Below are 24,735 nucleotides of genomic sequence, written 5' to 3'. Positions count from 1 at the left end.
GACGATCATTATGCTCAACAGGCTTCCGTTCCCGCGTACGATGGCGAATGTAGCAATCATTGCCGGTGGCCACCACGAACGCATGGATGGTAAAGGCTATCCTTATCAGTTGAACTACCAGCAAATGAGCATTCCGGTCAGGATGATGGCGATTGCCGATGTCTTTGAAGCGCTGACCGCCGCCGATCGTCCTTATAAACCAGGGAAAATGCTGTCAGAAGCGCTGAAGATCATGACATCCATGGTGAATGACAATCATCTGGATCGTGAACTGTTTATTCTGTTCCTGCAGTCTGGCGTTTGGCGTGCTTACGGCGTGGCCTATTTACAGGCGGATAAAGTGGATGAAGTGGATATCGAGGCGCTGATAGACAAACTCGGCCCGCAGAATATCACTCTGTGATAGTAACCTGAACAAGATAGGGGCTGCTACAGATAAGCCCCCTGAGATTGATGACAAAACAGTCTTTTAACCCGAGATACCCGGGCCTAGCGCACCGAGGGGCGCTCCGGCGGCTTGCGCCGCTACGACCCCTTCGGCACGCTCTCCCTAATATCTGACTTTGTCAGCAGTCTGAAAGCCGCAGAGCAGCCCTTCAATCATGCCAAAGCAATGTGACAATTAACCACGACGCTTGGCTGCAATTTCTTCGTGATGCTTTTTCTCGCTGATCATGGTCAACAGCAGCAGTAATACTGCGCCGATGCTGCCGCCAATCATCACCATGAAACCGCCATCCCAACCGAAATAGTCCACGGTGTAACCGACGATGGCGCTGGCCGCAACCGAACCGCCCAAGTAGCCGAACAGGCCGGTGAAGCCTGCTGCCGTACCCGCCGCTTTCTTCGGTGCCAGTTCCAGAGCGTGCAGGCCGATCAGCATCACCGGGCCGTAGATCAGGAAGCCGATGATTACCATACAGGCCATATCGATACCTGGGTTACCCACCGGGTTCAGCCAGTAAACGATGGTGGCAATGGTGACCAGCGTCATAAAGAACACCCCGGTGGCACCACGGTTGCCTTTGAACACCTTGTCCGACATCCAACCGCACAGCAGGGTGCCCGGAATACCGGCGTATTCGTACAGGAAGTAGGCCCAGGATGATTTATCCAGTGCGAAGTGTTTGACTTCTTTCAGGTAGGTTGGTGACCAGTCCAGAATGCCGTAACGCAGCAGATAGACGAAAACGTTGGCGATGGCGATATACCACAGCAACTTATTCGGGAACACGTATTGCATGAAGATCTGCTTGGCGGTCAGTTCTTCTTCTGCTTTATCGCTGTAATCATCCGGGTAGTCGTTTTTGTACTCTTCGATCGGCGGCAAACCGCAAGATTGCGGAGTATCACGCATCAGAGCGAAGGCGATCATTGCCACCAGGATCGCACCAAAAGCAGGCATATACAGCGCCGCTTTCCAGTCGTTAAACCATGCCATCCCCAGCAGGAACAGCAGCGGCGGCAGACCACCACCCACGTTATGAGCACAGTTCCAGATCGAAACGATCCCGCCGCGCTCTTTCTGCGACCACCAGTGCACCATGGTACGGCCACACGGCGGCCAACCCATCCCCTGGAACCAGCCACACAGGAACAGCAGCACAAACATCACGGCAATGCTGGAGGTAGCCCATGGCACAAAGCCCATAAACAGCATGACAGCTGAAGCCAGAATCAGGCCAGCAGGCAGGAACACGCGCGGGTTGGAGCGGTCGGAAACCGAACCCATGATGAATTTTGAGAAGCCGTAAGCGATAGAAATCCCTGACAGCGCAAAGCCCAGATCGCCACGGCTGAAACCCTGCTCGATCAGATACGGCATCGCCAGAGTAAAGTTTTTACGCACCAGATAGTAAGCGGCGTAACCGAAGAAGATCCCCATAAAAATTTGCCAGCGCAGCTTACGGTAGAGCGGATCTACCTTATCGACCGGCACACGGGAAATGTGTGCGGCTGGCTTAAAAATACTCAACATGAGCGCCTCCGATGGCTTTATCAGTTATTGCATCAGCAGGAAACGGATGTCCTGAAGATGATCGAGCAAATACCAGGTCAGTGTTGTCAAATTGTTCCATAACGAGCGTCATGCTAGTCAAAACGCAGGGGTACCTTTGTGATGAATGGCGCAATTGTTACACTTTCATGAAACATCGGCGGATTTTGCGCGATTGGTTAACAATTTGAAATGAATAAACAGCAAAAAATCGTGATTACAATCACATTTGTTGGTTTTTAAGGTTATTTGGCTTTCGTTTTTTGTTCGTTATTGTTCCTTATCAAACAAAGCCCCCAGTAAATGTGTATCAATAGGAGAATAACCACAGGCTCAGGGGGTGTAATGAGCAACGACTCACCAGTGACCGAAACGGATGTGATCATTATTGGCGGCGGGGCGACCGGTGCAGGGATTGCCCGTGATTGTGCACGGCGTGGTGTGCGCTGCGTTTTGCTGGAGCGGCATGACATTGCCACCGGGGCGACGGGCCGCAATCATGGATTGCTGCACAGCGGGGCGCGCTATGCGGTGACTGACGGTGAATCCGCCCGCGAATGTATTGAAGAAAACCGCATCCTGAAACGCATTGCCCATCACTGTATTGAACCCAGCGATGGCCTGTTTATTACCCTGCCGCAGGATTCGCTGGCCTATCAACAGCAGTTCATTAGCGCCTGCCAGAATGCCGGGATTAATGCCGAAGCGATCGATCCCCAACAGGCACTGCGCCTTGAGCCAGCAGCTAACCCGGCGTTGATCGGTGCGGTGTGGGTGCCGGACGGCACGGTCGATCCGTTCCGCTTGACTGCCGCCAATATGCTGGATGCGCGTGAGCATGGCGCACAGGTTCTCACTTATCATCAAGTGACCGGTTTGTTGCGTACGCGCGATCGGGTCACTGGGGTGCGCGTTTTCGACCATAAAAACGCTCAACAATACGATATTCATGCGCAGGTGGTGGTGAATGCTGCCGGAATTTGGGGCCAGCAGATTGCGGAATATGCCGATCTGCGGGTGCGCATGTTCCCGGCCAAAGGGGCGCTGTTGATCCTCGGCCATCGCATTAACAACATGGTGATCAACCGCTGCCGCAAACCGGCAGATGCCGATATTCTGGTGCCGGGAGATACCATCTCACTGATCGGCACCACCTCTACCCGCATTGATTACGATCAGATCGACAATATGGTGGTGACCCCGCAGGAAGTGGATGTGCTGATCCGCGAGGGTTCGCTGTTGTCCCCGATGCTGGCGCAAACCCGGATTCTGCGGGCCTATGCCGGTGTGCGGCCACTGGTGGCGCGTGATGACGATCCCTCCGGGCGTAACGTCAGCCGTGGCATTGTGCTGCTCGATCACGCAGAGCGTGACGGACTGGAAGGCTTTATCACCATTACCGGCGGCAAGCTGATGACTTACCGGCTGATGGCGGAATGGGCGACCGACAAAGTGTGCGCCAAGCTGGGCATCAATACCCCTTGCAGCACGGCGGAAGTGGCGCTGCCGGGTTCCCGTCAGTCGGCGGAAGAAACGGTGCGCAGCGTGGTGTCGCTCCCGGCGAGCATCCGTGGTTCAGCGGTATACCGCCATGGTGATCGCGCCAGCCAGGTGCCAGCGGGCGATCGGCTGGATAATAGCTTGGTATGTGAATGCGAAGCCGTAACTGCCGGTGAAGTCCGCTATGCGGTGAACTCGCTCACCGTCAATAACCTGGTCGATCTGCGTCGCCGTACCCGCGTTGGTATGGGCACCTGCCAGGGGGAGCTGTGTGCCTGCCGCGCCGCTGGGCTACTGACGCGCTTTAACGTGACCACGCCGCAGCAATCCATCGCCCAGCTCTCTCACTTCCTGAATGAACGCTGGAAAGGCGTGCGGCCTATTGCTTGGGGGGATGCGCTGCGGGCCAGTGAGTTCACCAGTTGGGTTTATCAGGGTTTGTGCGGGCTTGATGCGCGCGGCGATCAGCAGCAGGAGGCCGATGATGCAATTTGACGTGGTGGTGATTGGCGGCGGGTTGGCTGGGCTGAGCTGTGCCATCCGCTTGGCCGAACAGGGCAAACGTTGCGCGGTGGTCAGCTCTGGGCAAAGTGCGCTCTATTTTTCTTCCGGCTCGCTCGATCTGTTGGCGCAATTGCCTGACGGCACGGTGGTCGAATCACCGCTGTTGGCTCTACCGGCACTGGCGCAGCAGGCACCGCAACACCCTTATAGCCTGATGGGGGCCACCCGCGTTGCCGCGTTGGCGACAGAAGCGGCGCGGTTACTGGAACGTTGTGGTGTGCAGATGCAGGGCAACAGCGAACGTAATCATCTGCGCGTTACGCCGCTTGGCACGCGCCGTGCCACATGGCTCAGCCCGCAGGCGGTTCCGACCACTACGCTTGGTGATGTGTTGCTGTGGCGCAGGATCGCGGTGCTAGGCATCGAAGGTTTTCTGGATTTTCAGCCGCAGATGGCCGCCAGCTCGTTGGCTGAGGAACAGGGAGTGGTGGCTGAGATCGCTTCTCTGCATTTGCCGCTGTTGGATCGGTTGCGTAATAACCCCAGTGAGTTCCGTGCGGTGAATATCGCCCGCGTGCTGGATGTGCCAGCGAATCTGGCTATGTTGGTTGAAGAGATACAACGCCAGGCGGGTGATGCTGAAGCTATCTTCCTGCCCGCCTGCCTTGGGTTGGAAAGCGATCGACCGCTGGCCGCGTTACGGGCAGCCCTTGGCAAGCCGGTGTTCCTGCTACCGACGCTGCCCCCTTCGGTGCTCGGTATGCGGTTGCATCAGGCATTACGCCAGCGCCTGCAGCAGCTAGGCGGCGTCTTTATGCCGGGGGATACTGTGCTGCGGGCGGATGTTGACGGGCCACGCATCAGCGGCCTGTATACCCGTAACCACAGCGATATCCCGCTGCGTGCGCAACAGGTGGTGCTGGCCAGCGGCAGTTTCTTCAGCAATGGTCTGGTGGCGGAATTTGATGGTATCCGTGAACCCGTGTTTGGCCTCGATGTTTACAGCCAACCGCAGCGCGAAGATTGGAGCCGCAGCGATTTGTTCGCACCGCAACCTTATCTGCAATTTGGCGTGCAGACCGATGCTTGCCTGCGGGTGCTGAAGCAGGGGCAAGCGATCGAAAACCTCTACGCCATCGGTGCCGTTACCGGTGGTTACGACCCGCTGCAGCAGGGCTGCGGGGCCGGGGTGTCGCTGATAGGGGCGTTATACGTGGCGCAACAGATTGCCATGCAGGAGGGAGCGGTATGAGCCTGTTGAAAGACAACAGTTTTGAGAACTGCATTAAATGCACGGTGTGTACCACCTATTGCCCGGTTGCCAAGGTCAATCCGCTCTATCCGGGGCCAAAACAGGCCGGGCCGGACGGTGAGCGCCTGCGGCTGAAAGATCCGGCGCTGTATGACGAAGCACTGAAATATTGCACCAACTGCAAGCGTTGCGAAGTGGCTTGCCCATCTGAGGTGAAAATCGGCGATATCATCCAGCGCGCCCGTGCCAATTTCAGCCAGAAAAAACCGACGCTGCGTGACGCCATTCTCAGCCATACCGATATTATGGGCTCGCTATCGACGCCGTTTGCGCCGATCGTCAACGCCACCACCGGGCTGAAACCGGTGCGTCTGCTGTTGGATAAAGCGCTGAAGATCGATCATCGGCGCGAACTGCCGAAATACTCTTTCGGCACTTTCCGCCGCTGGTATCGCCAACAGGCGGAACAGCAGCAGCGCTATAGTGAGCAGGTGGCATTTTTCCATGGTTGCTTTGTCAATTACAACCATCCGCAGCTTGGTAAAGATTTGATCAAGGTTTTCAACGCCATGGACATTGGCGTGCAACTGTTGAAGCGTGAGAAATGCTGCGGTGTGCCGCTGATCGCCAATGGTTTTATGGCGCAGGCCAAAAAACAGGCTAAGGTGAATGCCGAATCGTTGTGCGACGCGGTGTTAGAACGCGGTATTCCGGTGGTAGCAACCTCTTCGAGCTGCACCTTTACCTTGCGCGATGAATATCCGCATCTGCTGGAGGTCGATACTTCGGCGGTACGTGAGCGGGTGGAACTGGCGACGCGCCATCTCTATCGCCTGCTCAGCCAAGGGCGCAGCCTGCCGCTCAAGCATACGCCGCTGCGCGTGGCTTACCATACGCCGTGCCATATGGAAAAGATGGGCTGGACTGCCTATACGCTGGAGCTGCTGCGGCAGATCCCAGGCCTGGAACTGGTGGTATTGGAGTCGCAATGCTGCGGGATCGCCGGGACTTACGGCTTCAAGTCAGAGAACTATGAGATTTCTCAGGGCATCGGTGCTTCGCTGTTCCAGCAGATTGAAGAGAGCGGCGTGGACATGGTGATTACCGACTGCGAAACCTGCAAATGGCAGATCGAGATGTCGACCAGCAAGCACTGCGAGCACCCGATCACCCTGCTGGCGCAGGCGCTGGGATAGAACTGGAAGGGGCCGGTACTGAAACCGGCCCCGGCAAGATTAAGGCTGTAACTTCAGCGAACTGATAATGCCTGCAGCTTCGCTTTGCGCCTGCTGCTGGTTATCCGCTGGCAGGGTGACCTGAATGGTCAGCAACTGGTTACCCAACTCACCGAACAGGATAGATGAGTAAGCTTTTTGGCCGCCGCTGGTAATGATGCTATCCAGTTGGCGCAACGCAACCCCGTTGATATCGACAACTTTATTGGTGATCACTTGCAGGTTGGTATCGCGTGAACGCTGCTGCTGTTCCATGTTCTGGGCCAGGGTTTCCAGGCTGTCTGCCGGTTTATCACCAACAATAACGATGAGCGCACGCTGGCCAGTGCTGTCGGCGAAAACATGGCGGTTAGTGGACTGTTGGCTCAGCTTGCTGCTTTGATCCGCCATGCCGTTTGGCAGGGTGAAGGTCAGTTTGCCACCCAGTAAGCTCACTGGCCCAGCCTGTGCGCTGGCTGTGGCATCGCCCGCAGGCGCTTTACTGTCTTTGGTGTCGCCATCACAGGCCGCGAGGCCAAGCACTAACAGGCTGATACCCATCAATTTTGCTACTTTACGCATTGGGTTTCCTTATACCTTCACAGGTGGGGTTATGGCGTATGGCACCGTATTCCCGGTTGAAATGCAAGGCGGATGTTGTCACAAGGTTTTTTAGACTTGTTAGCTTTTGCAGTGCAGCAGGAGAGTGGGGCGGTCTGGCCGCCCCCGATCGGCGGGTTAATTCAGCTGCAACTGGCTGTCTTGCTGGCGTGATGCCAGGCGCTTGAGCAGCATATTCAGCAGCACGCCGTACATCGGCAGGAAGAACAACATGCAGATCAGCACCTTGAAGCTGTAATCCACCAGTGCAATTTCCACCCAGTTGGCGGCCATAAAGGCGTCGCTGCTTCTGTAGAAGGCAATGAAGAAAAACGCCATGGTATCGCTGATATTGCCAAGGAACATCGCTGCCGCCGGGGCGAGCCACCACGTGCGGCGTTGGCGCAGGCGGTTGAAGACATACACATCCAGAATCTGGCCCAATACATAGGCCATAAAGCTGGCGACGGCGATCCGCGCCACAAACAGGTTAAAGCTGGTCAGCGCGCCCAGGCCCTGCCATTCCCCCTGAAAAGTGACGGTGGAGATCACATAAGAAATAAACAGCGCGGGGATCATCACCGCGAGGATAATTCTGCGCGCCAGTGGGGCACCGAAGATCCTGACCGTCAGATCGGTCGCCAGGAAGATGAACGGGAAAGTAAACGCCCCCCAAGTGGTGTGAAAACCGAATATGCTGATCGGCAACTGCACCAGATAATTACTGGAGGTGATGATGGCAATATGGAACAACGATAGCCAAATCAACGCGGTAATGCGCTGTTGTTCGGTAAATGAGTACATGATGTAGCCTTTTTAAGTTGGGGTGAGGGAACCCATATTTAACGGTGGAGATTTTACCTGCGCGGCGCATAATACGCGTTTGCGCAACCAATGCAACCTAACTTATGGTTGTTTTTTACGCAAACGTTAACGCAGGTTGCACAGAAAAACCACTGGCGTAAACTAGGCAACAATGAGATCCGGCGAGCCTTCGCCGATCGTTTTTGATCGAGAAAATGCATGACTGATATTTTTACCCAAGCCGACCAGACGCTTGATGCAATGGGATTGCGTTGCCCGGAACCGGTAATGATGGTGCGCAAAACCGTGCGCCATATGGACAATGGCAAAACACTGCTGATTATTGCCGACGATCCGGCCACGACCCGTGATATCCCGGGTTTTTGCCGTTTTATGGAGCACACCTTGGTCGCGCAGGAAACCGAGACACTCCCCTACCGTTATCTGCTGCGTAAAGGGTTGGCGGAGTAACGTCAGGCCCATGCTCTGACGGGCCTGACGCGTTATCACTGGCGCTTCTTCAACAGGCGTAGTGCGTTAGCCGTAACCAGCGCGGTAGCCCCCGAATCAGCCAGCACCGCCAGCCACAAGCCGGTCATCCCCAGCAGGGTGGTGATCAGGAAGATCCCTTTCAGCCCAAGCGCGATGGCGATATTCTGGCGAATATTGGCGTGCGTGGCGCGCGCGATGCGAATCATCTCCGCTACCCCCACCAGGCGGTTGTGCGTCAAGGCGGCATCGGCGGTTTCCAGCGCCACATCCGTGCCGCTACCCATAGCAATACCGATACTGGCGGCTTTCATCGCTGGTGCATCGTTAATGCCATCGCCAATCATGGCGGTCTGCTGCTGCTGATTCAGTGCGGTGATGGCCTGCACCTTGTCTTCCGGCATCAGCCCTGCGCGGTAATCAATCCCCAATTCGCTGGCAATCGCTGCTGCCGCTCGCGGGTTATCGCCGGTGAGCATGACGCCGTGAATGCCCAGGTCAGCCAATTCGGCAATCGCCTGCTGAGCGTCGTGGCGCAAGGTATCACGCAGCGCCAGCAGGCCGATAGGAGCACCTGCTTCCAAGACTACCACTACCGTTTTCCCTGCTGTTTCCAGCGTTTCAACCTGGTTACGCCATGCGTGGCTGAGCTGATTTTCCGCCAACTTGCCCGGTGCGCTGATTAGGATAGTTTTACCGTTAACCACGCCTTCCACGCCAACCCCTGCCAGCGCCCGGCGGTTGGCGGCCAGTGGCAGAACCTCGCCGTTTTCCCCGGCGCGGTTGATGATGGCTTGTGCCAGTGGGTGGTGCGAACCGGTTTCGACCGCTGCTGCCACAGCCAGCAATTGCTGCTCGCTGATGCCGCTGGCTGGCAGCACGTCGGTGACGGTGGGTTTGCCTTCGGTCAGCGTGCCGGTTTTATCAAAGGCAATAGTTTGCACCCGGCCCAACTGTTCCAGCGCTGCGCCGCCTTTAATCAGTGCTCCACGGCGCGTGGCAGCTGCCAGGCCAGAGGTGATCGCTGCCGGGGTTGAGATCACCAGCGCACAAGGGCAACCGATCAGCAGCAAGGTCAGGCCACGGTAGATCCACATTTGCCAGGGTTCGGCGAACATCAAGGGTGGCACCAGAATCACGGCAACAGCCAACAGCATGATCGCTGGGGTGTAGTAACGGCTAAAACGATCAAGGAAGCGCTCAATCGGCGCGCGGCGCTCTTCGGCTTCTTCAATCAACTGCAGAATACGGTCGATGGCATTTTTGCCCGGCTCAGAGATCACTTTCATCTGCGCAACCTGATCGACCGACAGGCTGCCTGCTGCGACTTTCTCACCCTGTTGGCGTTCAACCGGTACGGATTCGCCAGTTAACGCGCTTTCATCAAAGCTGGCGAATGGGGTGACCAATTCGGCATCGGCAGGCAGGCGACCCCCCGGTGCAATTTCAATCACATCGCCGGGGCGCAGGCTGGCGACGGGCACCTTGTTGCGCGAGTTACCCTGGATCAGCAACGCATCTTCCGGCACCAGGGCCATCAAGGCTTGCACGCCTTTGCGGGCGCGGTTGGCGGCATAGGACTCTAACAGTTCCCCCACCATAAACAGCAGCAGCACCATGGCGGCTTCGGCTGTTGCGCCAATAAACAGGGCTCCGATGGCGGCGACGCTCATCAGGGTTTCGATGGCAAACGGAGTGCCGGAACGGATCAGGCGCAGAGCTTTGCGGGCGATCGGGAACAAGCCGACCAGCGTTGTAATGATAAAGGCGATCTGGCCGAGCTGCGGGTTGATGAGATCTAAAATCCAGCTGCTTGTCATCAGCAGCGAGAGCAAAAGCAGCGGGCCGAACTCTCCCAAGAAGGAGGCTTTGGGCTCGGCGGCTTTTACGGTGACATCCTGCAAGGTGAAACCGGCCTGTTTTACCGCATCCTGTACGTGCAGGCTGATATTGGTTTGTGCGTCCACCACCAGTTTTTCTGTAGCAAACAGCACGCGTGCGCTAGCGACACCGGGAATAGCGGTGACGGCATTTTCAATTTTTTTGGCACAGCTTGGGCAGTCCATCCCGCTGACTTTCCAACTGAAACGCTGGTGGCCGGAAGAGGGCGCGGCAGCCAGCCTGTCGCTTTCCTCATCGGGATCGTCGTGGCCGCTGCTGCAACAGCTGGCGCTTGGCCCATGGGGCGGTTTGTGGGCATCGGCGTGATTTTCAGCATTGGTGGTTTTTTCACTGCTGCAACCGTGCTGGTTTTGCGCATGGCTGTGGCTGCAGCCGCAGTTATTCACGTTATGGTGATGTTCTTGATGATGATGTTCTTTATGAGTGTGCATAACGCCCCCTTCAGGCAATTAACGGTATTCACCATATTCACTCTACACCTTGGAGTTGACTCCAGAGTCAAGGGCGATATGAGAATTATTGCTAATTGAAATGAACGAGCTGCGAGCACCCTTTAATTTATACTTCAAATAAATGAATGTGAGATAATTTTTATTTAAATAAATATATTAAGTAAAATTTAATTTTATGAGTGATGTGCCAGCATAACTCTCTTGTCTTTGCATGCCGCACCTTGATTGAAGTTTATAGCCAATATTCTAGCACTAACCTGCTTTAAATTTGATTAATGTGCAATAAACCAGCATTTAATGCTTATTTTTTGTTATTAAAAAGTTAATTATTGTTAGCGGTGTTCTGAAGCCCTGCCTATACTTGGAAACGATTGTCATTTGAGATGATGATCTTATTTACTGCTGTGCCTGTTTAATTCTACCTGAGTCACTGCCAGCAATGGCGCATAAACTCCCTCTTGCCAACCCATGGTGCGTGCACTTGGGTCGTGAGCGGGTTATGTCTATCCATCTGATTTTTAAAAACTCAGATAACGAGTGGAATCTAACCAATGCAATCGACGAAAGAAGCAATTGAAGCCACAGGGTCGGGTTTACCCGTCACTAACGGTTATGGCGCTGTCGAGGCTTTACTGCATTATCATGAGCGAGGCAACGGGATTCAGATTAATGGCAAGGATTCATTTTCTACCGAGCAAGCAGGGCTATTCATTACTCGTACTAATCAAACCTGGAATGGAAAAGGGGTTTTTGACCAACCGGTTAAGCTAACCTTCTCATTCCCTGACTATAAATTCTCCACCACCAACGCAGCAGGTGATACCGGGCTTAGCAAGTTCAGCGCTGAACAGCAACAACAGGCGAAGTTGTCGCTGCAATCCTGGGCCGATGTTGCCAACATTACCTTTACCGAAGTGGCCGCTTCCCAGAAAGCGAATATTACCTTCGGTAATTACAGCCAGGATTACCCCGGCCACTATGACTACGCAACCCAAGCCTACGCCTTTTTGCCGGGCTCGGTTTATCAGGGGCAGGATCTCTCTGGCCAGACTTGGTACAACATCAACCAGTCGAATGTGAAACACCCGGCCAGCGAAGACTATGGCCGCCAGACGTTGACCCATGAAATCGGCCACGCGCTGGGCTTGAGCCACCCTGGGGACTATAACGCTGGTGAGGGCAACCCGACCTACCAAAGCGCCAGCTATGCCGAAGATACCCGTGGATTCAGCCTGATGAGCTATTGGAGTGAAAGCAAAACCGGTGGTGATAACGGCGGCCATTACGCGGCGGCACCGCTGATCGACGATATTTCTGCGATTCAGCACCTGTATGGTGCCAATATGACCATCCGTACCGGTGATACCGTGTACGGCTTCAATTCCAACACCGGGCGTGACTTCCTCAGTACGAGCAGCAACTCGCAGAAAGTGATCTTTGCCGCCTGGGATGCCGGGGGTAACGACACGTTTGATTTCTCAGGATATAGCGCTAACCAACGTATCAACTTGAATGAGACGTCTTTTTCTGACGTCGGCGGGCTTAAAGGCAACGTGGCGATCGCTGCGGGCGTCACCATCGAAAACGCCATTGGCGGTTTCGGTAACGATGTGATCGTGGGCAATGCCGCCAATAACATGCTGCTCGGTGGTGCAGGGGATGACATTCTGTACGGCGGCGCCGGTGCCGATCGGCTGTTTGGCGGCACAGGCAAGGATACGTTTGTGTTTGCTGCGGCCAGCGATTCAACCCCTGAATTGACCGATTGCATCTACGACTTCGAGGCGGGCAGCGATAAAATTGATCTGTCGTTCTTTAATCAGGGCCCACAGGGCAAGGATTTCATCCACTTTGTCGATAGCTTAAGTGGTGACGCAGGCGAAGCGCTGCTGACCTATGATGCTGCCAGTAATCTGAGCCATCTGGCGCTGAACCTTGGTGGATATCAATCACCTGATTTCTTGCTGAAGATTGTCGGCCAGGTGGATTTATCGGCAGACTTTATCGTTTAACAGGATGCAGGAGTCGTGATGAATGGCAGCTTAACGCGTGCCGCGACGATCGCGGTCAGTATCACAGTGATGGGGGCAGCGATGGCCAGCAGTTTAGTTCTTCCTAACGCGCAGTCACTGGCAGGCCAGTGGCAGCTTACCGATCGCCAGCAGCAATGCCGGGTGGAGTTTCTTGCTGGCGAGCAGCAAGGGGTCAATGGCTATCAGTTGTGGGATCGCGAACATTGTTTGAAAACCCGGTTTGCTGCAGAGGTGGTTGGCTGGCGGCCTGCGCCAGACGGTATTGCGTTATTGCAGGCTGATGGCAGCACCTGGGTGTTTTTCTCACGCGAGGGTGCAGTTTATACGGGGGCTGGCTTGACGTTACAGGCGCTGTAGCAGGCAAAACGGGTTCGGGAACCGAACCCGTTTCAGGCATTACAGATACAGCGAACGAACGATCAGGAAATGGCCGACGAAGTAACTGAAGGCCATAACCGCGTCTGCGGCACGGAAAGTGAAACGGTAGCGGTTCAGCAACCACACGATGTTAGCCAGCAGCAGCAACGAGGTGCCAGCCAGCAGCGAGAAGCCAAAATCAGTGCTGCGCAGGAAATACTGCTCGCCCGCCAGCCACACCATCAGCAGCGTCATAGCCACCAGCGTGGCGATTGGCCAGCGCATCTCTTCCAACCGGCTCCAGATCGTTGCCAACAGTGCTGCCCCGATAATGAGCAGCGCCAGCGGCAATGGCCAGAACAGGCTGAAAGTCATCTGGCTGGCAAAGCTCAGGGTATAGAGTAAGTGCGAAAGAAAGAACGCACCGATGGCATATAGCACGCGTTCGCGTGGCAGCAGTAACAGGGCGTCACCCACGAGCGTTGCCAACAGGCCCAGAACGATCAGATAACCGGCTGCGCCGAGCACTGGAGCTTGCCAGGCCATCAGCAACATGAGCAGCAACGTGACGGGTTTAAACACCCAGCGTTGCCAACGGGGACCACGGTAGGCGGCATCGACGAACAGCCAACCGGAAAAGAATACGGCAAGGAATGGCCAACTCATTTTGTCTTCCTTTTATTCTATATAGAGGGGCTCTATTACCAGCCCAGATTGTCACCCATGTCACTTCTTCAGTGTAGGTAGCCTGCTAACGTTAGACAATACTTTCTGCAGAAATCCCTGATTGAGCCTACTTTTTATTGAGCGGGGGTTGTTTCTTCTGCCAGGCCAGCATTTCAAAAACGCCAAAAATAAAGATTTTGCTTTGTTGCCAGCGGCTGATGGGCTGATCTTTGGGTTGGGTGGATTTCAGTAACACCAGTTGCAGCGCGTGCATCACCACCATAAAGAACAGCGCCACGTCGATAAAATATTTCAGCGGCTTGGGGAACGGTGAAAACAGATTGGTGAGTAAAAAGCCCCAGACGCATAACATCAGCAAGCGGCCCAGATTAATCAGCATGTTGGTTTTTCTCATGATTCACAGAACGGATATAAAGACGGTAAGCCACCTGACCGGCGACGTTCTCACGGTGCAGCGCCCAACTGGCTGGGACGTCAGTAGCGGCGCTTTCGGCTTCGGCCTCAACATAAATCCAGGCTTCATCCGCCAGCCAGCCCCGTTGTTCTAACAGTATAACGGTTTCAGCCAGTAACCCCTTGCGGAATGGAGGATCGAGGAACACCACATCGAACGGTTGCCCGTTGCCTGCCAGCCACTGCAGCGTATTGGTGTGGATAACCTGCCCCTTGCCTTGCAGTAACGCCAGGTTTTTTTCCAATTGCTGGGCGACTGGCCGTTCATACTCCAGCAGCGTGGCGCTGGCGGCATAGCGTGACAGCGCCTCCAGCCCCAGCGCCCCGCTACCGGCGAAGCAGTCCAGACAGCGGGCATCACGGATCACCGGAGCCAGCCAGTTGAACAACGTTTCGCGCACACGATCGGTGGTTGGCCTGAGCCCTTCGCTGTTAGGGACTGGCAGTTTACGCCCGCGCCACTGGCCGCCGATAATGCGGATCTGGCCAGCGGCAGCCGATGGCGCTTTCTTAGCCGGGCTGCGAGAAGATATTTTTGCCATAGAGAGTATTTATGCGCTTTGGGGTTAACAAAAAGTTATTGCCATTCTACCGGTGTGGCGCGCCAGGGGAAACGGTAAAACGTTGTTGCTTTGGAAAGCATGCCGATGCGTGTTGCGGTGCGAGGAAAGTGATAGACTCGGCGGATTAATTTTCGCATTTGCAAGCGATATACCCGATGCACTTGGGGTTGCGGCTGACAAGGCCGCAGTTTCAAGTCACAAGGGCATATTGGTATGGAGTAGGGTTAATAGATGGCAAAAGATAAAAAACGTGGTTTTTTCTCCTGGCTGGGATTGGGCCAGCAGGAAGAAAAACAGCAACAGCCTGAGCCAACCGCAGAGCAAGAGGAGCATCAGGCCGCAGCAACCCCGGTTGCTCCTGAGTTGGACGATCAGCTTCCTGCCGAGGAATCAGAGCCAGCCGAGCTCAAAGACACCCCAGGGGAATGGGATGCCAGCCTGAGCGGTGAGCCGATTGCTGAAAATATTCCAGCACCGCTCGAACACAATGTAGCGGTGCAAGAACCAGCGCAAGAGATTGAACCGGCACTTGAGCCAGAACCTGAAGCTTTGTCTGAGCCAGAAAATGCCGTGCTGGAATCGGTGGAGATCGAAGCCGCAGAAGAAATCCCTGAACCGCAGACACCGGCGCTGATGCAGGAGCAGGAACGCCCGACAAAAGAGGGCTTTTTCGCCCGGCTGAAACGCAGCCTGCTGAAAACCAAACAGAATCTGGGTTCCGGCTTTATCGGCCTGTTCCGTGGTAAGAAGATCGACGACGATCTGTTCGAAGAGTTGGAAGAACAACTGCTGATTGCCGATGTCGGCGTAGAAACTACGCGTAAAATCATTGAGTCTCTCACCCAACACGCCAATCGCAAGCAGTTGAAAGACGCCGAGGCGCTGTATGGCAAGCTGAAAGAAGAGATGTCGGACATTCTGGCGAAGGTGGATCAGCCGTTGGATGTCAGCGGTAAAACCCCGTTTGTGATCCTGATGGTGGGGGTTAACGGTGTAGGTAAAACCACGACCATTGGCAAGCTGGCACGTCAGTTCCAGGCCGAGGGCAAATCGGTGATGCTGGCGGCGGGTGATACCTTCCGGGCCGCAGCGGTTGAGCAGTTGCAGGTGTGGGGGGAGCGTAACCGTATTCCGGTGGTGGCTCAGCATACCGGTGCCGATTCCGCCTCGGTTATCTTTGACGCTGTGCAGGCTGCCAAGGCGCGTAATATCGACGTCCTGATCGCGGATACCGCAGGCCGCCTGCAGAACAAAGCGCATCTGATGGAAGAGCTGAAGAAGATCGTGCGCGTCATGAAAAAACTGGACGAACAGGCCCCCCATGAGGTTATGCTGACTCTGGATGCCAGCACCGGGCAGAACGCGGTCAACCAGGCCAAATTATTTAATGAAGCCGTAGGGTTAACCGGCATTACGCTGACTAAGCTGGATGGCACCGCCAAAGGCGGGGTGATCTTCTCCATCGCCGATCAGTTTGGTATCCCGATTCGTTATATCGGCGTTGGCGAAGGCATTGAAGATTTGCGGCCATTTAAGGCTGACGATTTTATTGAGGCACTTTTTGCCCGAGAGGATTAATACGGATGATTCGCTTTGAACAGGTCAGTAAAGCTTATCTGGGCGGACGGCAGGCGTTGCAGGGGGTCGATTTCCATCTGCGCCCGGCGGAGATGGCGTTTCTTACCGGCCACTCCGGCGCGGGGAAAAGTACCCTGCTGAAACTGATTTGTGGTATCGAACGGCCAAGCGCTGGGCATATCTGGTTCAGCGGGCATGATATCAGCCGCTTGAAAAGCCGCGAAGTGCCTTTCCTGCGCCGCCAGATCGGCATGATCTTTCAGGATCACCATCTGTTGCTGGATCGCACGGTCTACGACAACGTGGCAATGCCGTTGGTGATCGCCGGGGCCAGTAGCGAAGACATCCGCCGCCGCGTGTCGGCAGCCTTGGATAAGGTCGGGCTGCTGGATAAAGCCAAGAACTACCCGATTCAGCTTTCTGGCGGTGAACAGCAGCGTGTCGGCATCGCTCGCGCCGTGGTGAACAAACCTGCGGTTCTGCTGGCGGATGAACCGACCGGTAACCTGGATGATGCGCTGTCGGAAGGCATTCTGCGCCTGTTTGAAGAATTTAACCGCGTTGGGGTGACGGTGCTGATGGCCACGCACGATACTGGGCTGATTGCGCGCCGCAACTATCGCATTCTGACGCTGAGCCAAGGCCGCATGGCAGGAGGAGCGCACCATGGTGGATAACGCAAAAGCGACCAAGAGCAAGGCACTGCGTGGCGGCTGGCGTGAGCAGTGGCGTTATGCCTGGGTGAACGCCATCGCCGATATGCTGCGTCAACCGCTGGCGACGTTGCTGACGGTGATGGTGATCGCTATCTCCCTGACGTTGCCGAGCGTCTGCTATATCGTGTGGAAAAACGTCAGCACCGCAGCCACCCAGTGGTATCCGACCCCGCAGTTGACGGTTTATCTGGATAAATCCCTCGACGATGACGCGGCGGTGAAAGTGTTGGATGCTATCAAGGCCGAAGCGGGTGTAGAAAAGGTGAATTATCTGTCGCGTGAAGAAGCGCGCGGCGAATTCCGCAATTGGTCTGGTTTTGGCGGTGCGCTGGATATGCTGGAAGAAAACCCGCTGCCAGCGGTCGCCATCATCACGCCGAAGATGAGCTTCCAAAGTTCTGACACGCTGAGTACCCTGCGCGATCGCGTAGCGGCGGTACATGGGGTGGATGAAGTACGCATGGACGACAGCTGGTTTGCCCGCCTGGCGGCGCTGACCGGGCTGGCGGGCCAAGTCGCGGCAATGATCGGCGTGCTGATGATCGTAGCGGTGTTCCTGGTGATTGGTAACAGCGTGCGTCTGAGCATTTTCAGCCGCCGCGATACCATCAACGTGATGAAGCTGATTGGTGCCACCGACGGCTTTATTCTGCGCCCGTTCCTCAACGGCGGTGCGATGCTCGGTTTCTGCGGGGCGTTACTGTCGCTGATCCTTTCCGGTGCGCTGGTATGGAAGCTGGAGTCGGTGGTCACCAACGTAGCAAGAGTGTTCGGCACGACCTTTACCCTGCACGGCCTGGGCTGGGATGAGGCACTGCTGCTTTTGCTGATTGCCGCCATGATTGGCTGGGTTGCCGCCTGGTTGGCTACGGTGCAACATTTACGCCGATTTACACCACAATAAAGTGATTTTTTGGTATACTCTTCTCCTGCTGCGGCTTACCGTGTTGCGGGAGAAGAGCACGCAATTTGCAGTACGGCGAGTGTATCCAGTCTCTTCTCAATTAACGCACAAATTCCCTATTATTCTGAACCATCGTCACGTATTGTCATTAGCAATACGGGGGAAAGAGGCGGAACTTATAGGGTGAAACACGGTCAAAGATGGCAGCAAATGTTCAGGTACCCGGCGTGTGGAACCGCTTTTGCAACAGCAATCGCCATAAGACCAATACTTCCCCCGCCGTAAAATCATCTGCATGATCTGTTTTATCAAGAGAGGGTTTTGAATGACTAAAGAAATGCAAACTTTAGCTTTAGTCCCACAGGGTAGTTTGGAAGCCTACCTGCGGGCAGCCAACACCTATCCAATGCTATCGGCAGAGGAAGAGCGGGAACTGGCTGAACGGCTGCATTATCAGGGCGATCTGGAAGCAGCGAAATTGCTTATCCTGTCTCACCTGCGCTTTGTCGCTCATATTGCCCGTAACTATTCAGGGTACGGGTTGCCACAGGCAGACCTGATCCAGGAAGGGAATATCGGCCTGATGAAAGCGGTGCGCCGTTTCAACCCAGAAGTGGGTGTGCGTCTGGTTTCTTTTGCCGTGCACTGGATCAAGGCTGAAATCCATGAATACGTGCTGCGTAACTGGCGTATTGTCAAAGTTGCCACCACCAAGGCACAGCGCAAACTGTTCTTTAACCTGCGTAAAGCCAAGCAGCGCCTGGGTTGGTTCAATCAGGATGAAGTGGAAATGGTAGCGCGCGAACTGGGGGTGACCAGTAAAGACGTGCGTGAAATGGAATCTCGCATGGCTGCGCAGGACATGGCCTTTGATCCAACGCCGGAAGATGAAGGGCGTGAGGGCCACACCATGGCGCCGATGCTGTATCTGCAGGACAAGAGTTCCGACTTTGCCGAAGGCATTGAGGAAGACAACTGGGAAAGCAGCGCTGCAGACAAACTATCCTACGCACTGGAAGGGCTGGACGAACGCAGCCAGCATATCATCCGCGCCCGCTGGCTGGATGATGACAACAAATCCACGCTGCAGGAACTGGCGGATCAATACGGTGTTTCCGCCGAGCGAGTGCGCCAGCTCGAGAAAAATGCCATGAAGAAACTGAAAATGGCGATCGAAGCGTAATTTTATTCCGTTGATTGCATTGAAAAAGCCCGGTTGGTTAACAGCCGGGCTTTTCTATTTATTTAGCTACGTCAGCAAACTCTGGCGTTGGACAGTGATAGCCAAATTGGCTTGACCAGTCGTATTGGGTGCCGTTTTTGATGTAACGCTGATAGAGCGCTCGCCCGGTCTTGGCATCGCGCGCGATCACCCAACTTGCCGCGTTGCACAGCACGGCGGCGTACGCTTGGCTTTTGGGTGGCAAGAGATCGGCGGCCTGTTGCGCCAGAGCCACGGCCTGCCAGCGATAGTGCAGGAAGCGGTTATCCGCCTCTGGTAGCGATTTATTGGCCCGCGCCGCTTCAGCCGCGCTGATCCAGCTTTTGTGCTTTGGATCGCTGGTATTGAATGCATCCCCAAGATAAGAGTAGCCCGCGCCATAAATGGCGTAATCCGGCGTCATTTCGTAGCCGGTGAACTCCAGCCCTTGTTCACGCAATAATGCTGCGGCCTGGTAATAGGCTTTGGCACGCACGTTTTTGTCGCTGGTTTTATCCTGAGCCACTTGCAATCGTTCGGTAAATGCCTGTGCGGCTTGGCCATAGTTTGGAATCGCGAAATAATTGACTGCTTCCTGATAACGCCCGGCGCGCATCATCCGCCGTGCTAGCAACTCGCGCAGTTGGACTTCTGGCGTGATCGGCTGGCCGTTGTATTCGTCCGGTTTAACCGGTTTCAGCGGCGTGGTGGGCGCAGGGGCATGCTTATCGACAAAACCTTTCAACTCATCAATGGTCAGTACCCGCTCGGCGATATCGGCGACGTCTGCCCAGTAATTCTCTTTACCACGGAACATCAATTCCATTGCCTGCAGGTAGTCACCCCGGTTCAGCGCCAGAATGGCCTGTTCGCCCGCCACCCGGCAGCCGGGAATGATAAATTCAGCGGCGATCTCTTCATCATATTGCGACCCCCAGCTTTCGTCAGAAGGGAACGCTGCAGCGGCTTTAGCATAGGCGGCGGTGGCGGCTTTTACGTTGCCGTCACGTAACGCCATCTTGGCGCGTAACCACCAGGCTAAACCGCTGTCTCCGGCATTTTTCAGCAGGTTGGCCGCCATTGGGTACTGCCCGGAGCGATAGGCCAGCGCCGCCAACCGATCGCTGCCCGCAAAGCCGCTTTGCACTGATTGCTCCAGTAATGTCAGGATTTGCTCGATAGTCTGTTGTGAACGCGCAGCTGTGTTTCCACTCATTTGCAGATTGCTGCTGCGGGCGAACAGTTCAATGGTCACCAATTGCTGAACCAGTGGATCCTGTATCGCCTGCTTTAACGCCGCTAGATGGGCCGGATTAATCAGATAGCTGGAAACGTATTGCAATGACAAACCACCATCGCTGTCACCCTGTGCGGCCTGTTGGGCATATAGCCTCACTGCCGGGATAATTTCGCCCTGCCACAGGTGAATTCGTGCCTGTTGGCCCAAGCTGCTTAATGCCAGTTGGTCGGGGTCGGCTTTGCCACTTTTCACTTGCTCGATCACCTGCTGGAAAGCTGCCATGGCTTTATCAAGCGGTGCTTGCCCCGGATGTTTCACCACGGGAGCGACTGCGTCGTAGGTGCTCTCCGGTGTACCGCGATCGTTCATCCACAGCCGCCCAAGCGAGTATTGTGCCCGTAGCCCCCAATCACCCTGCTCGGCCACTGGCAGTGCCAGCACCTGCTGGAAGTATTCCACTGCACGCGGGTCTGCTGCCGCAAAAGCAACTGCGCCCAGAGTGTACAGGTGTGCAGCCTCGGGCAACCCTTGGGTGTCAACCATATCGGCTTGCTCAACGGTCTTGCTAGCCCGCATTTGTTCGATCGCTTGCTCTTGAGGCGATTGGGGCTTTGGCGGTGCTTCTGCCGCAGGCTCTTTCCACAACGGCAATTGCTTGTCTACTGCCACTAACCGGCTGGTTTCGAAAGCAAAATTTCCTTCTGGCATATACAGCAGAGTGCCATCACGGTTGAGCAGCAGGCGGTTGGGGAAATCTGGCCCGCAGGCTTGGCCGCTCAACGGGATAAGCAACGCAGCGGCAATCAGGGAAACGAGCGGAAGGGGGCGGCCCGTTAAGCGCAAATCATGGGACGACATAAGTGCCTCCTGGCGTGATCTGTTGGCAGCGCAGCCAGCCTAATGGGCGTGATTGCCCGGCACGTAGCTGATCGCTGCTGATGCGGATAAAATGCTGTTGTTCTGCTGTGGCTTCCAGCCGGTAATGGCTCACCGCGTCGGCTGCCAGACAATCGCTGGCGCTAATGACGATCTCGCGGGGCAGCGGGGCATCCACTGGCCCGTCGTTGTGAATGTTCAGATCATACAACCCATTTTGCAGTGGCAGAAATTTTACCTGCCAATGGGCCGTGAGCGGTTGATTCTCGATCACTGCCCGCAACGTAGATAGGGACCAGGCACGACGATCGCTTGCCAGCGGCAGGCGGAACCAGATAATTCCACGCAGGCGTGGCAGGTTGAGTATGGCAAGCTGGCGCAGGAAATCGGCCACCTGCTGGGGGGCAACGGTGAGTTCCTGCGTGCTGCCAGCAACGCGCAGGGTCGCTTCGCTTTCCACCCGTGCGCCCTGTGCGTCAAAGCCCACCAGGCCCATACCATAAGCGGGTAAGGCCACGCGGAAGGGTTTAGCGCTGATGCGCGCATACTGGCTGGCCCAACGCAGCGCCAGCGAGCCGTCGAACAGCCCTTGTTCCGGGGATAACACCGCATGGACTTGCAGCACCGAGCTGTCGGCCTGTTGTAAAACACCGGGTAATGCTGAGGAGCCGATCCAGGCGGGCAGAGCGGTGATCCCCAATTGCAGCGAGGTGGGCAGTTGTTGGCGCAGTTGTTGTAGGAAACGCCGGTACTCAGGCAACCGCGCGGTGGCGGCATCGTGATCGATCTCCACGCCGATGACCGGCAGCCCAGCCGCCTGCCAGCGTTGCAACTGTTGCAACAGGTGCTGGCGGATGGCTGGCTCATCCAACTGCGCCAGTTGCCCATCCAGACGCACCACCAGCCATAGCGGGCGGCCATCCTGCTTCAGCAGTGCCGTATTGACCGCGATCTCACGGTAACCTTCACGCGGATGTACCTGCAGGCCCAGAACGCGCAGGGTAGAAAACAGCTCATGGCTGGCGGCCAGCGCGCTGGCATGCTCTGGCGTCCAGACCCTTTGCCAGAGATACACCTGCTGATCCCAGGTAACATGCAATCGCAAAGCTTGATAGCGGCCAGCCAGCACGGCGGTCAGCGCCAGCAATAATACGGCAGTGGCAGCGGCCCAAGGTTTCATTTCTGCCAGCGATCGCCCTGTGCGCAAAAGCCACAGGCGCGCATAAAGTTCTCTACTTCGCCGCGTTCGCGCGGGGCTAAACCCGCCGTGGAAAGCTGCCAGCGTAACGCCTGTGGCAGTTGGCGCTGGGCGTCCTGTACCAGATACAGCCCGACACCACGGCGGCGGGTAACTTCACGCACCATCAGATCGTGCAGTTGTGCGGTGTCGTCCAGCAGCTCAATTTTTACCGCTCCCAGCAGGCGTTCATTAAACCGTGCGCCGAACAGCGCCTTGCCGTCTTGCAGCCAGGATTGCCACTCTGCGGGTGTCTGATGCGGCCAGATCTTGCCAAGGTCAATCAGGTCTTGTGTGGATAACGTGGTCAATCGCTCAATGGTCAGTTTCATGCAAAATTCCCACCCAAATGAAGTGTCTCGACAGTGTAATGGATATTACTCAGAGCGTTGTGTAAGTTTTTATGTACGATGACTGCGCAAAATGTTTTTTGCAACGGGCATTTTCCGAGTAAAAAGTTAGTAAATGGTTTGTTAACTAGCACAATACGCTGCGCGATATCGGGTATAGCGTAGAATTAATCCAGATTTTATTCTGTTTACACCGCTTGTTTCTGAAGATGAAAGTTGATTTGCAGAAGAAAATTCCTGTTTAATGGCATGAAAAGTAAAGTCTTATTAGAAAATATTGTCGAAAATACACCTAAATCATTATTACTTATAGATAAAAACTGTGTACCCGGCATACTTCAAGCTATTCCTGCATCTTGCAGATGCGGGTAATCAAGGGTAGGCAGTGAATAGGTGCGGCAAACACCATGGGCAAACTCACAACGACAGACGGGGATTATGCGGATGAAATTAACAAAGGGTAAAGCGCTGCTGGCTGGCTGTATCGCGATGGCGATGGGACATGTCGCGATGGCGAAAGACATCAAAGTCGCTATTGTTGGTGCAATGTCTGGTCCGGTGGCACAGTACGGTGATATGCAATTCACCGGTGCGCGTCAGGCGATCGCTGATATCAACGCCAAAGGCGGCATCAAAGGGGATAAGCTGGTTGGCGTGGAATATGATGACGCCTGCGACCCGAAACAGGCCGTTGCGGTGGCTAACAAAGTGATCAACGACGGTATCCGTTACGTGATCGGCCATCTGTGCTCCTCTTCTACCCAGCCTGCGTCAGATATCTATGAAGACGAAGGGGTGATCATGATTACCCCGGCGGCCACCAACGCCGATCTGACCACCCGTGGTTACAAAATGATCATGCGCACCACCGGCCTGGATTCCGATCAGGGCCCGACTGCGGCGAAATTCATCCTCAGCGAGATCAAACCGAAGCGCATTGCCGTGGTGCACGACAAGCAGCAGTACGGTGAAGGTCTGGCGCGTTCAGTGCGTGACAGCCTGAAACAGCAGGGCACCGAAGTAGCGATGTTTGAAGGTATCACCGCAGGTGACAAAGATTTCTCTACTCTGGTAGCGCGTCTGAAGAAAGAGAACATCGATTTCGTCTACTTTGGCGGTTACTACCCAGAGATGGGGCAGATCCTGCGCCAGGCCAAACAGGCTGGCCTTACCACCCGCTTTATGGGGCCGGAAGGTGTAGGTAACTCTTCACTCTCTAACATCGCTGGTGCCGCGTCTGAAGGCATGCTGGTGACTCTGCCGAAACGCTACGATCAGGTTCCTGCCAACCAGCCTGTTGTGGATGCGTTGAAGGCCAAGAAACTGGATCCTACCGGGCCGTTCGTCTGGACCACCTACGCTGCCTTGCAATCGCTGGTGACCGGGATGGAGCGCAGCGGCAGCCAGGAGCCTGCGGATATCGTTAAAGATCTGAAAGCGGGCAAGCCGGTGGAAACCGTGATGGGGCCGCTGAGCTGGGATGACAAGGGCGATCTGAAAGGTTTCGAATTCGGCGTGTTCGAATGGCATGCTGATGGTTCATCAACACCCATTAAATAAGCCATAATAAGATTTATACCCAAAATAATTCGAGTTGCTTGTAGGCGGCAACTGAACGAGGCCCCAGGAGCTTACTCAAGTAAGTGACTGGGGTGAGTGACAAATCTGCGAAAGCAGATTTGAACGCTGCTTGCAGCGGCACCGAAGGGGCGAGGCACAGTATGGGCCGAGTAACGCAGCCAACACCCAAGCAACTTGAAGTATGAAGGGTATAGATGAGATCCCCCTGCGCCTACACACCATTCTCCATGGCAAGCATCATTCCCC

At 55.3% G+C, this 24,735-nt stretch carries 22 protein-coding genes; 12 read left to right on the top strand and 10 right to left on the bottom strand.

The annotated features are described in order from the left end of the window. Positions 1-403, top strand: a 403-nt coding sequence (locus IV04_RS19515) for an HD-GYP domain-containing protein (RefSeq protein ID WP_037441259.1), incomplete at its 5' end; no start/stop codon positions are given. Between the two features lie 219 nt (positions 404-622). Here the strand turns inward: IV04_RS19515 and glpT are convergent. Further along, positions 623-1,978: a glycerol-3-phosphate transporter gene (gene glpT, locus IV04_RS19510; protein ID WP_037403668.1), complete on the bottom strand. Its 1,356-nt coding sequence runs from the start codon at positions 1,976-1,978 to the stop codon at positions 623-625. A gap of 363 nt (positions 1,979-2,341) precedes the next feature. On the opposite strand from glpT, the gene glpA reads away from it, so the two are divergent. The 3 genes from glpA to glpC are packed head-to-tail and all read left to right on the top strand — an operon-like array spanning position 2,342 to position 6,448. Next, the gene (gene glpA / locus IV04_RS19505) at positions 2,342-3,991 is read left to right on the top strand and encodes an anaerobic glycerol-3-phosphate dehydrogenase subunit A (protein WP_037403667.1); all 1,650 of its coding nucleotides are present in this window, start codon (positions 2,342-2,344) and stop codon (positions 3,989-3,991) included. Beyond that, entirely contained in the window at positions 3,981-5,252 is a 1,272-nt protein-coding gene (gene glpB / locus IV04_RS19500) for a glycerol-3-phosphate dehydrogenase subunit GlpB (RefSeq protein ID WP_037403665.1), read from the top strand. Before glpA ends, glpB begins: the two co-directional genes overlap by 11 nt. Beyond that, entirely contained in the window at positions 5,249-6,448 is a 1,200-nt protein-coding gene (gene glpC / locus IV04_RS19495) for an anaerobic glycerol-3-phosphate dehydrogenase subunit GlpC (protein WP_037403664.1), read from the top strand. The genes glpB and glpC overlap by 4 nt, the downstream gene beginning before the upstream one ends. Positions 6,449-6,487: 39 nt before the next feature. On the opposite strand, the gene IV04_RS19490 is transcribed toward glpC, so the two are convergent. After that, the gene (locus tag IV04_RS19490; RefSeq protein ID WP_037403663.1) at positions 6,488-7,048 is read right to left on the bottom strand and encodes a DcrB family lipoprotein; all 561 of its coding nucleotides are present in this window, start codon (positions 7,046-7,048) and stop codon (positions 6,488-6,490) included. 156 nt (positions 7,049-7,204) lie between these two features. After that, positions 7,205-7,870, bottom strand: coding sequence for a 7-cyano-7-deazaguanine/7-aminomethyl-7-deazaguanine transporter (locus IV04_RS19485; protein ID WP_037403662.1), 666 nt, complete (start codon positions 7,868-7,870; stop codon positions 7,205-7,207). Positions 7,871-8,089: 219 nt separating this feature from the next. Between IV04_RS19485 and tusA the strand changes: the two genes are divergently transcribed. Further along, positions 8,090-8,341: a sulfurtransferase TusA gene (gene tusA, locus IV04_RS19480; RefSeq protein WP_037403661.1), complete on the top strand. Its 252-nt coding sequence runs from the start codon at positions 8,090-8,092 to the stop codon at positions 8,339-8,341. 35 nt (positions 8,342-8,376) lie between these two features. Here the strand turns inward: tusA and IV04_RS19475 are convergent, their stop codons facing one another. Next, positions 8,377-10,692 carry a zinc/cadmium/mercury/lead-transporting ATPase gene (locus IV04_RS19475; RefSeq protein WP_037403659.1) on the bottom strand — a complete coding sequence of 772 codons (2,316 nt, stop codon included), beginning with the start codon at positions 10,690-10,692 and terminating at the stop codon, positions 8,377-8,379. Between the two features lie 572 nt (positions 10,693-11,264). Here IV04_RS19475 and IV04_RS19470 point away from each other — a divergent pair. Then, the gene (locus IV04_RS19470) at positions 11,265-12,725 is read left to right on the top strand and encodes a serralysin family metalloprotease (protein ID WP_037403657.1); all 1,461 of its coding nucleotides are present in this window, start codon (positions 11,265-11,267) and stop codon (positions 12,723-12,725) included. Between the two features lie 18 nt (positions 12,726-12,743). Further along, positions 12,744-13,103, top strand: a complete 360-nt coding sequence (locus tag IV04_RS19465) for an AprI/Inh family metalloprotease inhibitor (RefSeq protein WP_037403656.1) — start codon at positions 12,744-12,746, stop codon at positions 13,101-13,103. A 39-nt stretch (positions 13,104-13,142) separates the two neighbouring features. Here IV04_RS19465 and IV04_RS19460 read toward each other — a convergent pair whose 3' ends face one another. From IV04_RS19460 to rsmD, 3 genes are all read right to left on the bottom strand, one after another. Then, entirely contained in the window at positions 13,143-13,769 is a 627-nt protein-coding gene (locus IV04_RS19460; RefSeq protein ID WP_037403655.1) for a lysoplasmalogenase, read from the bottom strand. A 127-nt stretch (positions 13,770-13,896) separates the two neighbouring features. Continuing rightward, a complete protein-coding gene (locus IV04_RS19455) occupies positions 13,897-14,169 on the bottom strand; it encodes a DUF1145 family protein (RefSeq protein ID WP_037403653.1) in 273 nt (90 codons plus the stop codon). Beyond that, complete coding sequence (gene rsmD, locus IV04_RS19450; RefSeq protein ID WP_037403651.1) at positions 14,159-14,785, bottom strand: 16S rRNA (guanine(966)-N(2))-methyltransferase; 627 nt, start codon at positions 14,783-14,785, stop codon at positions 14,159-14,161. The genes IV04_RS19455 and rsmD overlap by 11 nt, the downstream gene beginning before the upstream one ends. A gap of 252 nt (positions 14,786-15,037) precedes the next feature. On the opposite strand from rsmD, the gene ftsY reads away from it, so the two are divergent. The 4 genes from ftsY to rpoH all read left to right on the top strand — a co-directional run bounded on the left by ftsY (position 15,038) and on the right by rpoH (position 19,187). Continuing rightward, a complete protein-coding gene (ftsY, locus tag IV04_RS19445; RefSeq protein WP_037403649.1) occupies positions 15,038-16,384 on the top strand; it encodes a signal recognition particle-docking protein FtsY in 1,347 nt (448 codons plus the stop codon). Positions 16,385-16,389: 5 nt separating this feature from the next. Beyond that, positions 16,390-17,061, top strand: coding sequence for a cell division ATP-binding protein FtsE (ftsE, locus tag IV04_RS19440; protein WP_037403648.1), 672 nt, complete (start codon positions 16,390-16,392; stop codon positions 17,059-17,061). Continuing rightward, positions 17,051-18,004: a permease-like cell division protein FtsX gene (gene ftsX, locus IV04_RS19435; RefSeq protein WP_037403647.1), complete on the top strand. Its 954-nt coding sequence runs from the start codon at positions 17,051-17,053 to the stop codon at positions 18,002-18,004. Before ftsE ends, ftsX begins: the two co-directional genes overlap by 11 nt. 325 nt (positions 18,005-18,329) lie before the next feature. Then, positions 18,330-19,187: an RNA polymerase sigma factor RpoH gene (rpoH, locus tag IV04_RS19430; RefSeq protein ID WP_037403646.1), complete on the top strand. Its 858-nt coding sequence runs from the start codon at positions 18,330-18,332 to the stop codon at positions 19,185-19,187. Between the two features lie 58 nt (positions 19,188-19,245). Here rpoH and IV04_RS19425 read toward each other — a convergent pair whose 3' ends face one another. Genes IV04_RS19425 through panM form a run of 3 tightly spaced genes read right to left on the bottom strand, consistent with a single transcriptional unit; the run spans position 19,246 to position 22,890 of the window. Further along, on the bottom strand, positions 19,246-21,303 hold the full coding sequence (locus tag IV04_RS19425; RefSeq protein WP_037403644.1) for a hypothetical protein: 2,058 nt from the start codon (positions 21,301-21,303) through the stop codon (positions 19,246-19,248). Then, on the bottom strand, positions 21,290-22,501 hold the full coding sequence (locus IV04_RS19420; protein WP_037403643.1) for a DUF3142 domain-containing protein: 1,212 nt from the start codon (positions 22,499-22,501) through the stop codon (positions 21,290-21,292). The genes IV04_RS19425 and IV04_RS19420 overlap by 14 nt, the downstream gene beginning before the upstream one ends. Continuing rightward, positions 22,498-22,890 carry an aspartate 1-decarboxylase autocleavage activator PanM gene (panM, locus tag IV04_RS19415; RefSeq protein WP_037403641.1) on the bottom strand — a complete coding sequence of 131 codons (393 nt, stop codon included), beginning with the start codon at positions 22,888-22,890 and terminating at the stop codon, positions 22,498-22,500. The genes IV04_RS19420 and panM overlap by 4 nt, the downstream gene beginning before the upstream one ends. Before the next feature lie 462 nt (positions 22,891-23,352). Between panM and IV04_RS19410 the strand changes: the two genes are divergently transcribed. Then, positions 23,353-24,468 (top strand): branched-chain amino acid ABC transporter substrate-binding protein, encoded by a 1,116-nt coding sequence (locus IV04_RS19410; protein WP_037403640.1) that lies wholly within the window; start codon positions 23,353-23,355, stop codon positions 24,466-24,468. The last annotated feature ends 267 nt before the right edge of the window (positions 24,469-24,735 follow it).

It is taken from the genome of Serratia sp. Ag1, from assembly GCF_000743355.1.
Taxonomy (GTDB): Bacteria; Pseudomonadota; Gammaproteobacteria; order Enterobacterales; family Enterobacteriaceae; genus Chania.
The sequence above is the reverse complement of the archived record's forward strand: the minus strand, read 5'-3'. Positions and strand labels throughout refer to the sequence as shown.

Coding starts and splice junctions, on each gene's coding strand:
- IV04_RS19425 (WP_037403644.1), bottom strand. CDS start 21,303: ATGTCGTCCCATGATTTGCGCTTAACGGGCCGCCCCCTTCCGCTCGTT.
- IV04_RS19485 (WP_037403662.1), bottom strand. CDS start 7,870: ATGTACTCATTTACCGAACAACAGCGCATTACCGCGTTGATTTGGCTA.
- glpA (WP_037403667.1), top strand. CDS start 2,342: ATGAGCAACGACTCACCAGTGACCGAAACGGATGTGATCATTATTGGC.
- ftsE (WP_037403648.1), top strand. CDS start 16,390: ATGATTCGCTTTGAACAGGTCAGTAAAGCTTATCTGGGCGGACGGCAG.
- glpC (WP_037403664.1), top strand. CDS start 5,249: ATGAGCCTGTTGAAAGACAACAGTTTTGAGAACTGCATTAAATGCACG.
- IV04_RS19475 (WP_037403659.1), bottom strand. CDS start 10,692: ATGCACACTCATAAAGAACATCATCATCAAGAACATCACCATAACGTG.
- glpB (WP_037403665.1), top strand. CDS start 3,981: ATGCAATTTGACGTGGTGGTGATTGGCGGCGGGTTGGCTGGGCTGAGC.
- IV04_RS19410 (WP_037403640.1), top strand. CDS start 23,353: ATGAAATTAACAAAGGGTAAAGCGCTGCTGGCTGGCTGTATCGCGATG.
- tusA (WP_037403661.1), top strand. CDS start 8,090: ATGACTGATATTTTTACCCAAGCCGACCAGACGCTTGATGCAATGGGA.
- IV04_RS19490 (WP_037403663.1), bottom strand. CDS start 7,048: ATGCGTAAAGTAGCAAAATTGATGGGTATCAGCCTGTTAGTGCTTGGC.
- ftsX (WP_037403647.1), top strand. CDS start 17,051: ATGGTGGATAACGCAAAAGCGACCAAGAGCAAGGCACTGCGTGGCGGC.
- IV04_RS19460 (WP_037403655.1), bottom strand. CDS start 13,769: ATGAGTTGGCCATTCCTTGCCGTATTCTTTTCCGGTTGGCTGTTCGTC.
- ftsY (WP_037403649.1), top strand. CDS start 15,038: ATGGCAAAAGATAAAAAACGTGGTTTTTTCTCCTGGCTGGGATTGGGC.
- IV04_RS19470 (WP_037403657.1), top strand. CDS start 11,265: ATGCAATCGACGAAAGAAGCAATTGAAGCCACAGGGTCGGGTTTACCC.
- panM (WP_037403641.1), bottom strand. CDS start 22,890: ATGAAACTGACCATTGAGCGATTGACCACGTTATCCACACAAGACCTG.
- IV04_RS19455 (WP_037403653.1), bottom strand. CDS start 14,169: ATGCTGATTAATCTGGGCCGCTTGCTGATGTTATGCGTCTGGGGCTTT.
- rsmD (WP_037403651.1), bottom strand. CDS start 14,785: ATGGCAAAAATATCTTCTCGCAGCCCGGCTAAGAAAGCGCCATCGGCT.
- IV04_RS19465 (WP_037403656.1), top strand. CDS start 12,744: ATGAATGGCAGCTTAACGCGTGCCGCGACGATCGCGGTCAGTATCACA.
- rpoH (WP_037403646.1), top strand. CDS start 18,330: ATGACTAAAGAAATGCAAACTTTAGCTTTAGTCCCACAGGGTAGTTTG.
- glpT (WP_037403668.1), bottom strand. CDS start 1,978: ATGTTGAGTATTTTTAAGCCAGCCGCACACATTTCCCGTGTGCCGGTC.
- IV04_RS19420 (WP_037403643.1), bottom strand. CDS start 22,501: ATGAAACCTTGGGCCGCTGCCACTGCCGTATTATTGCTGGCGCTGACC.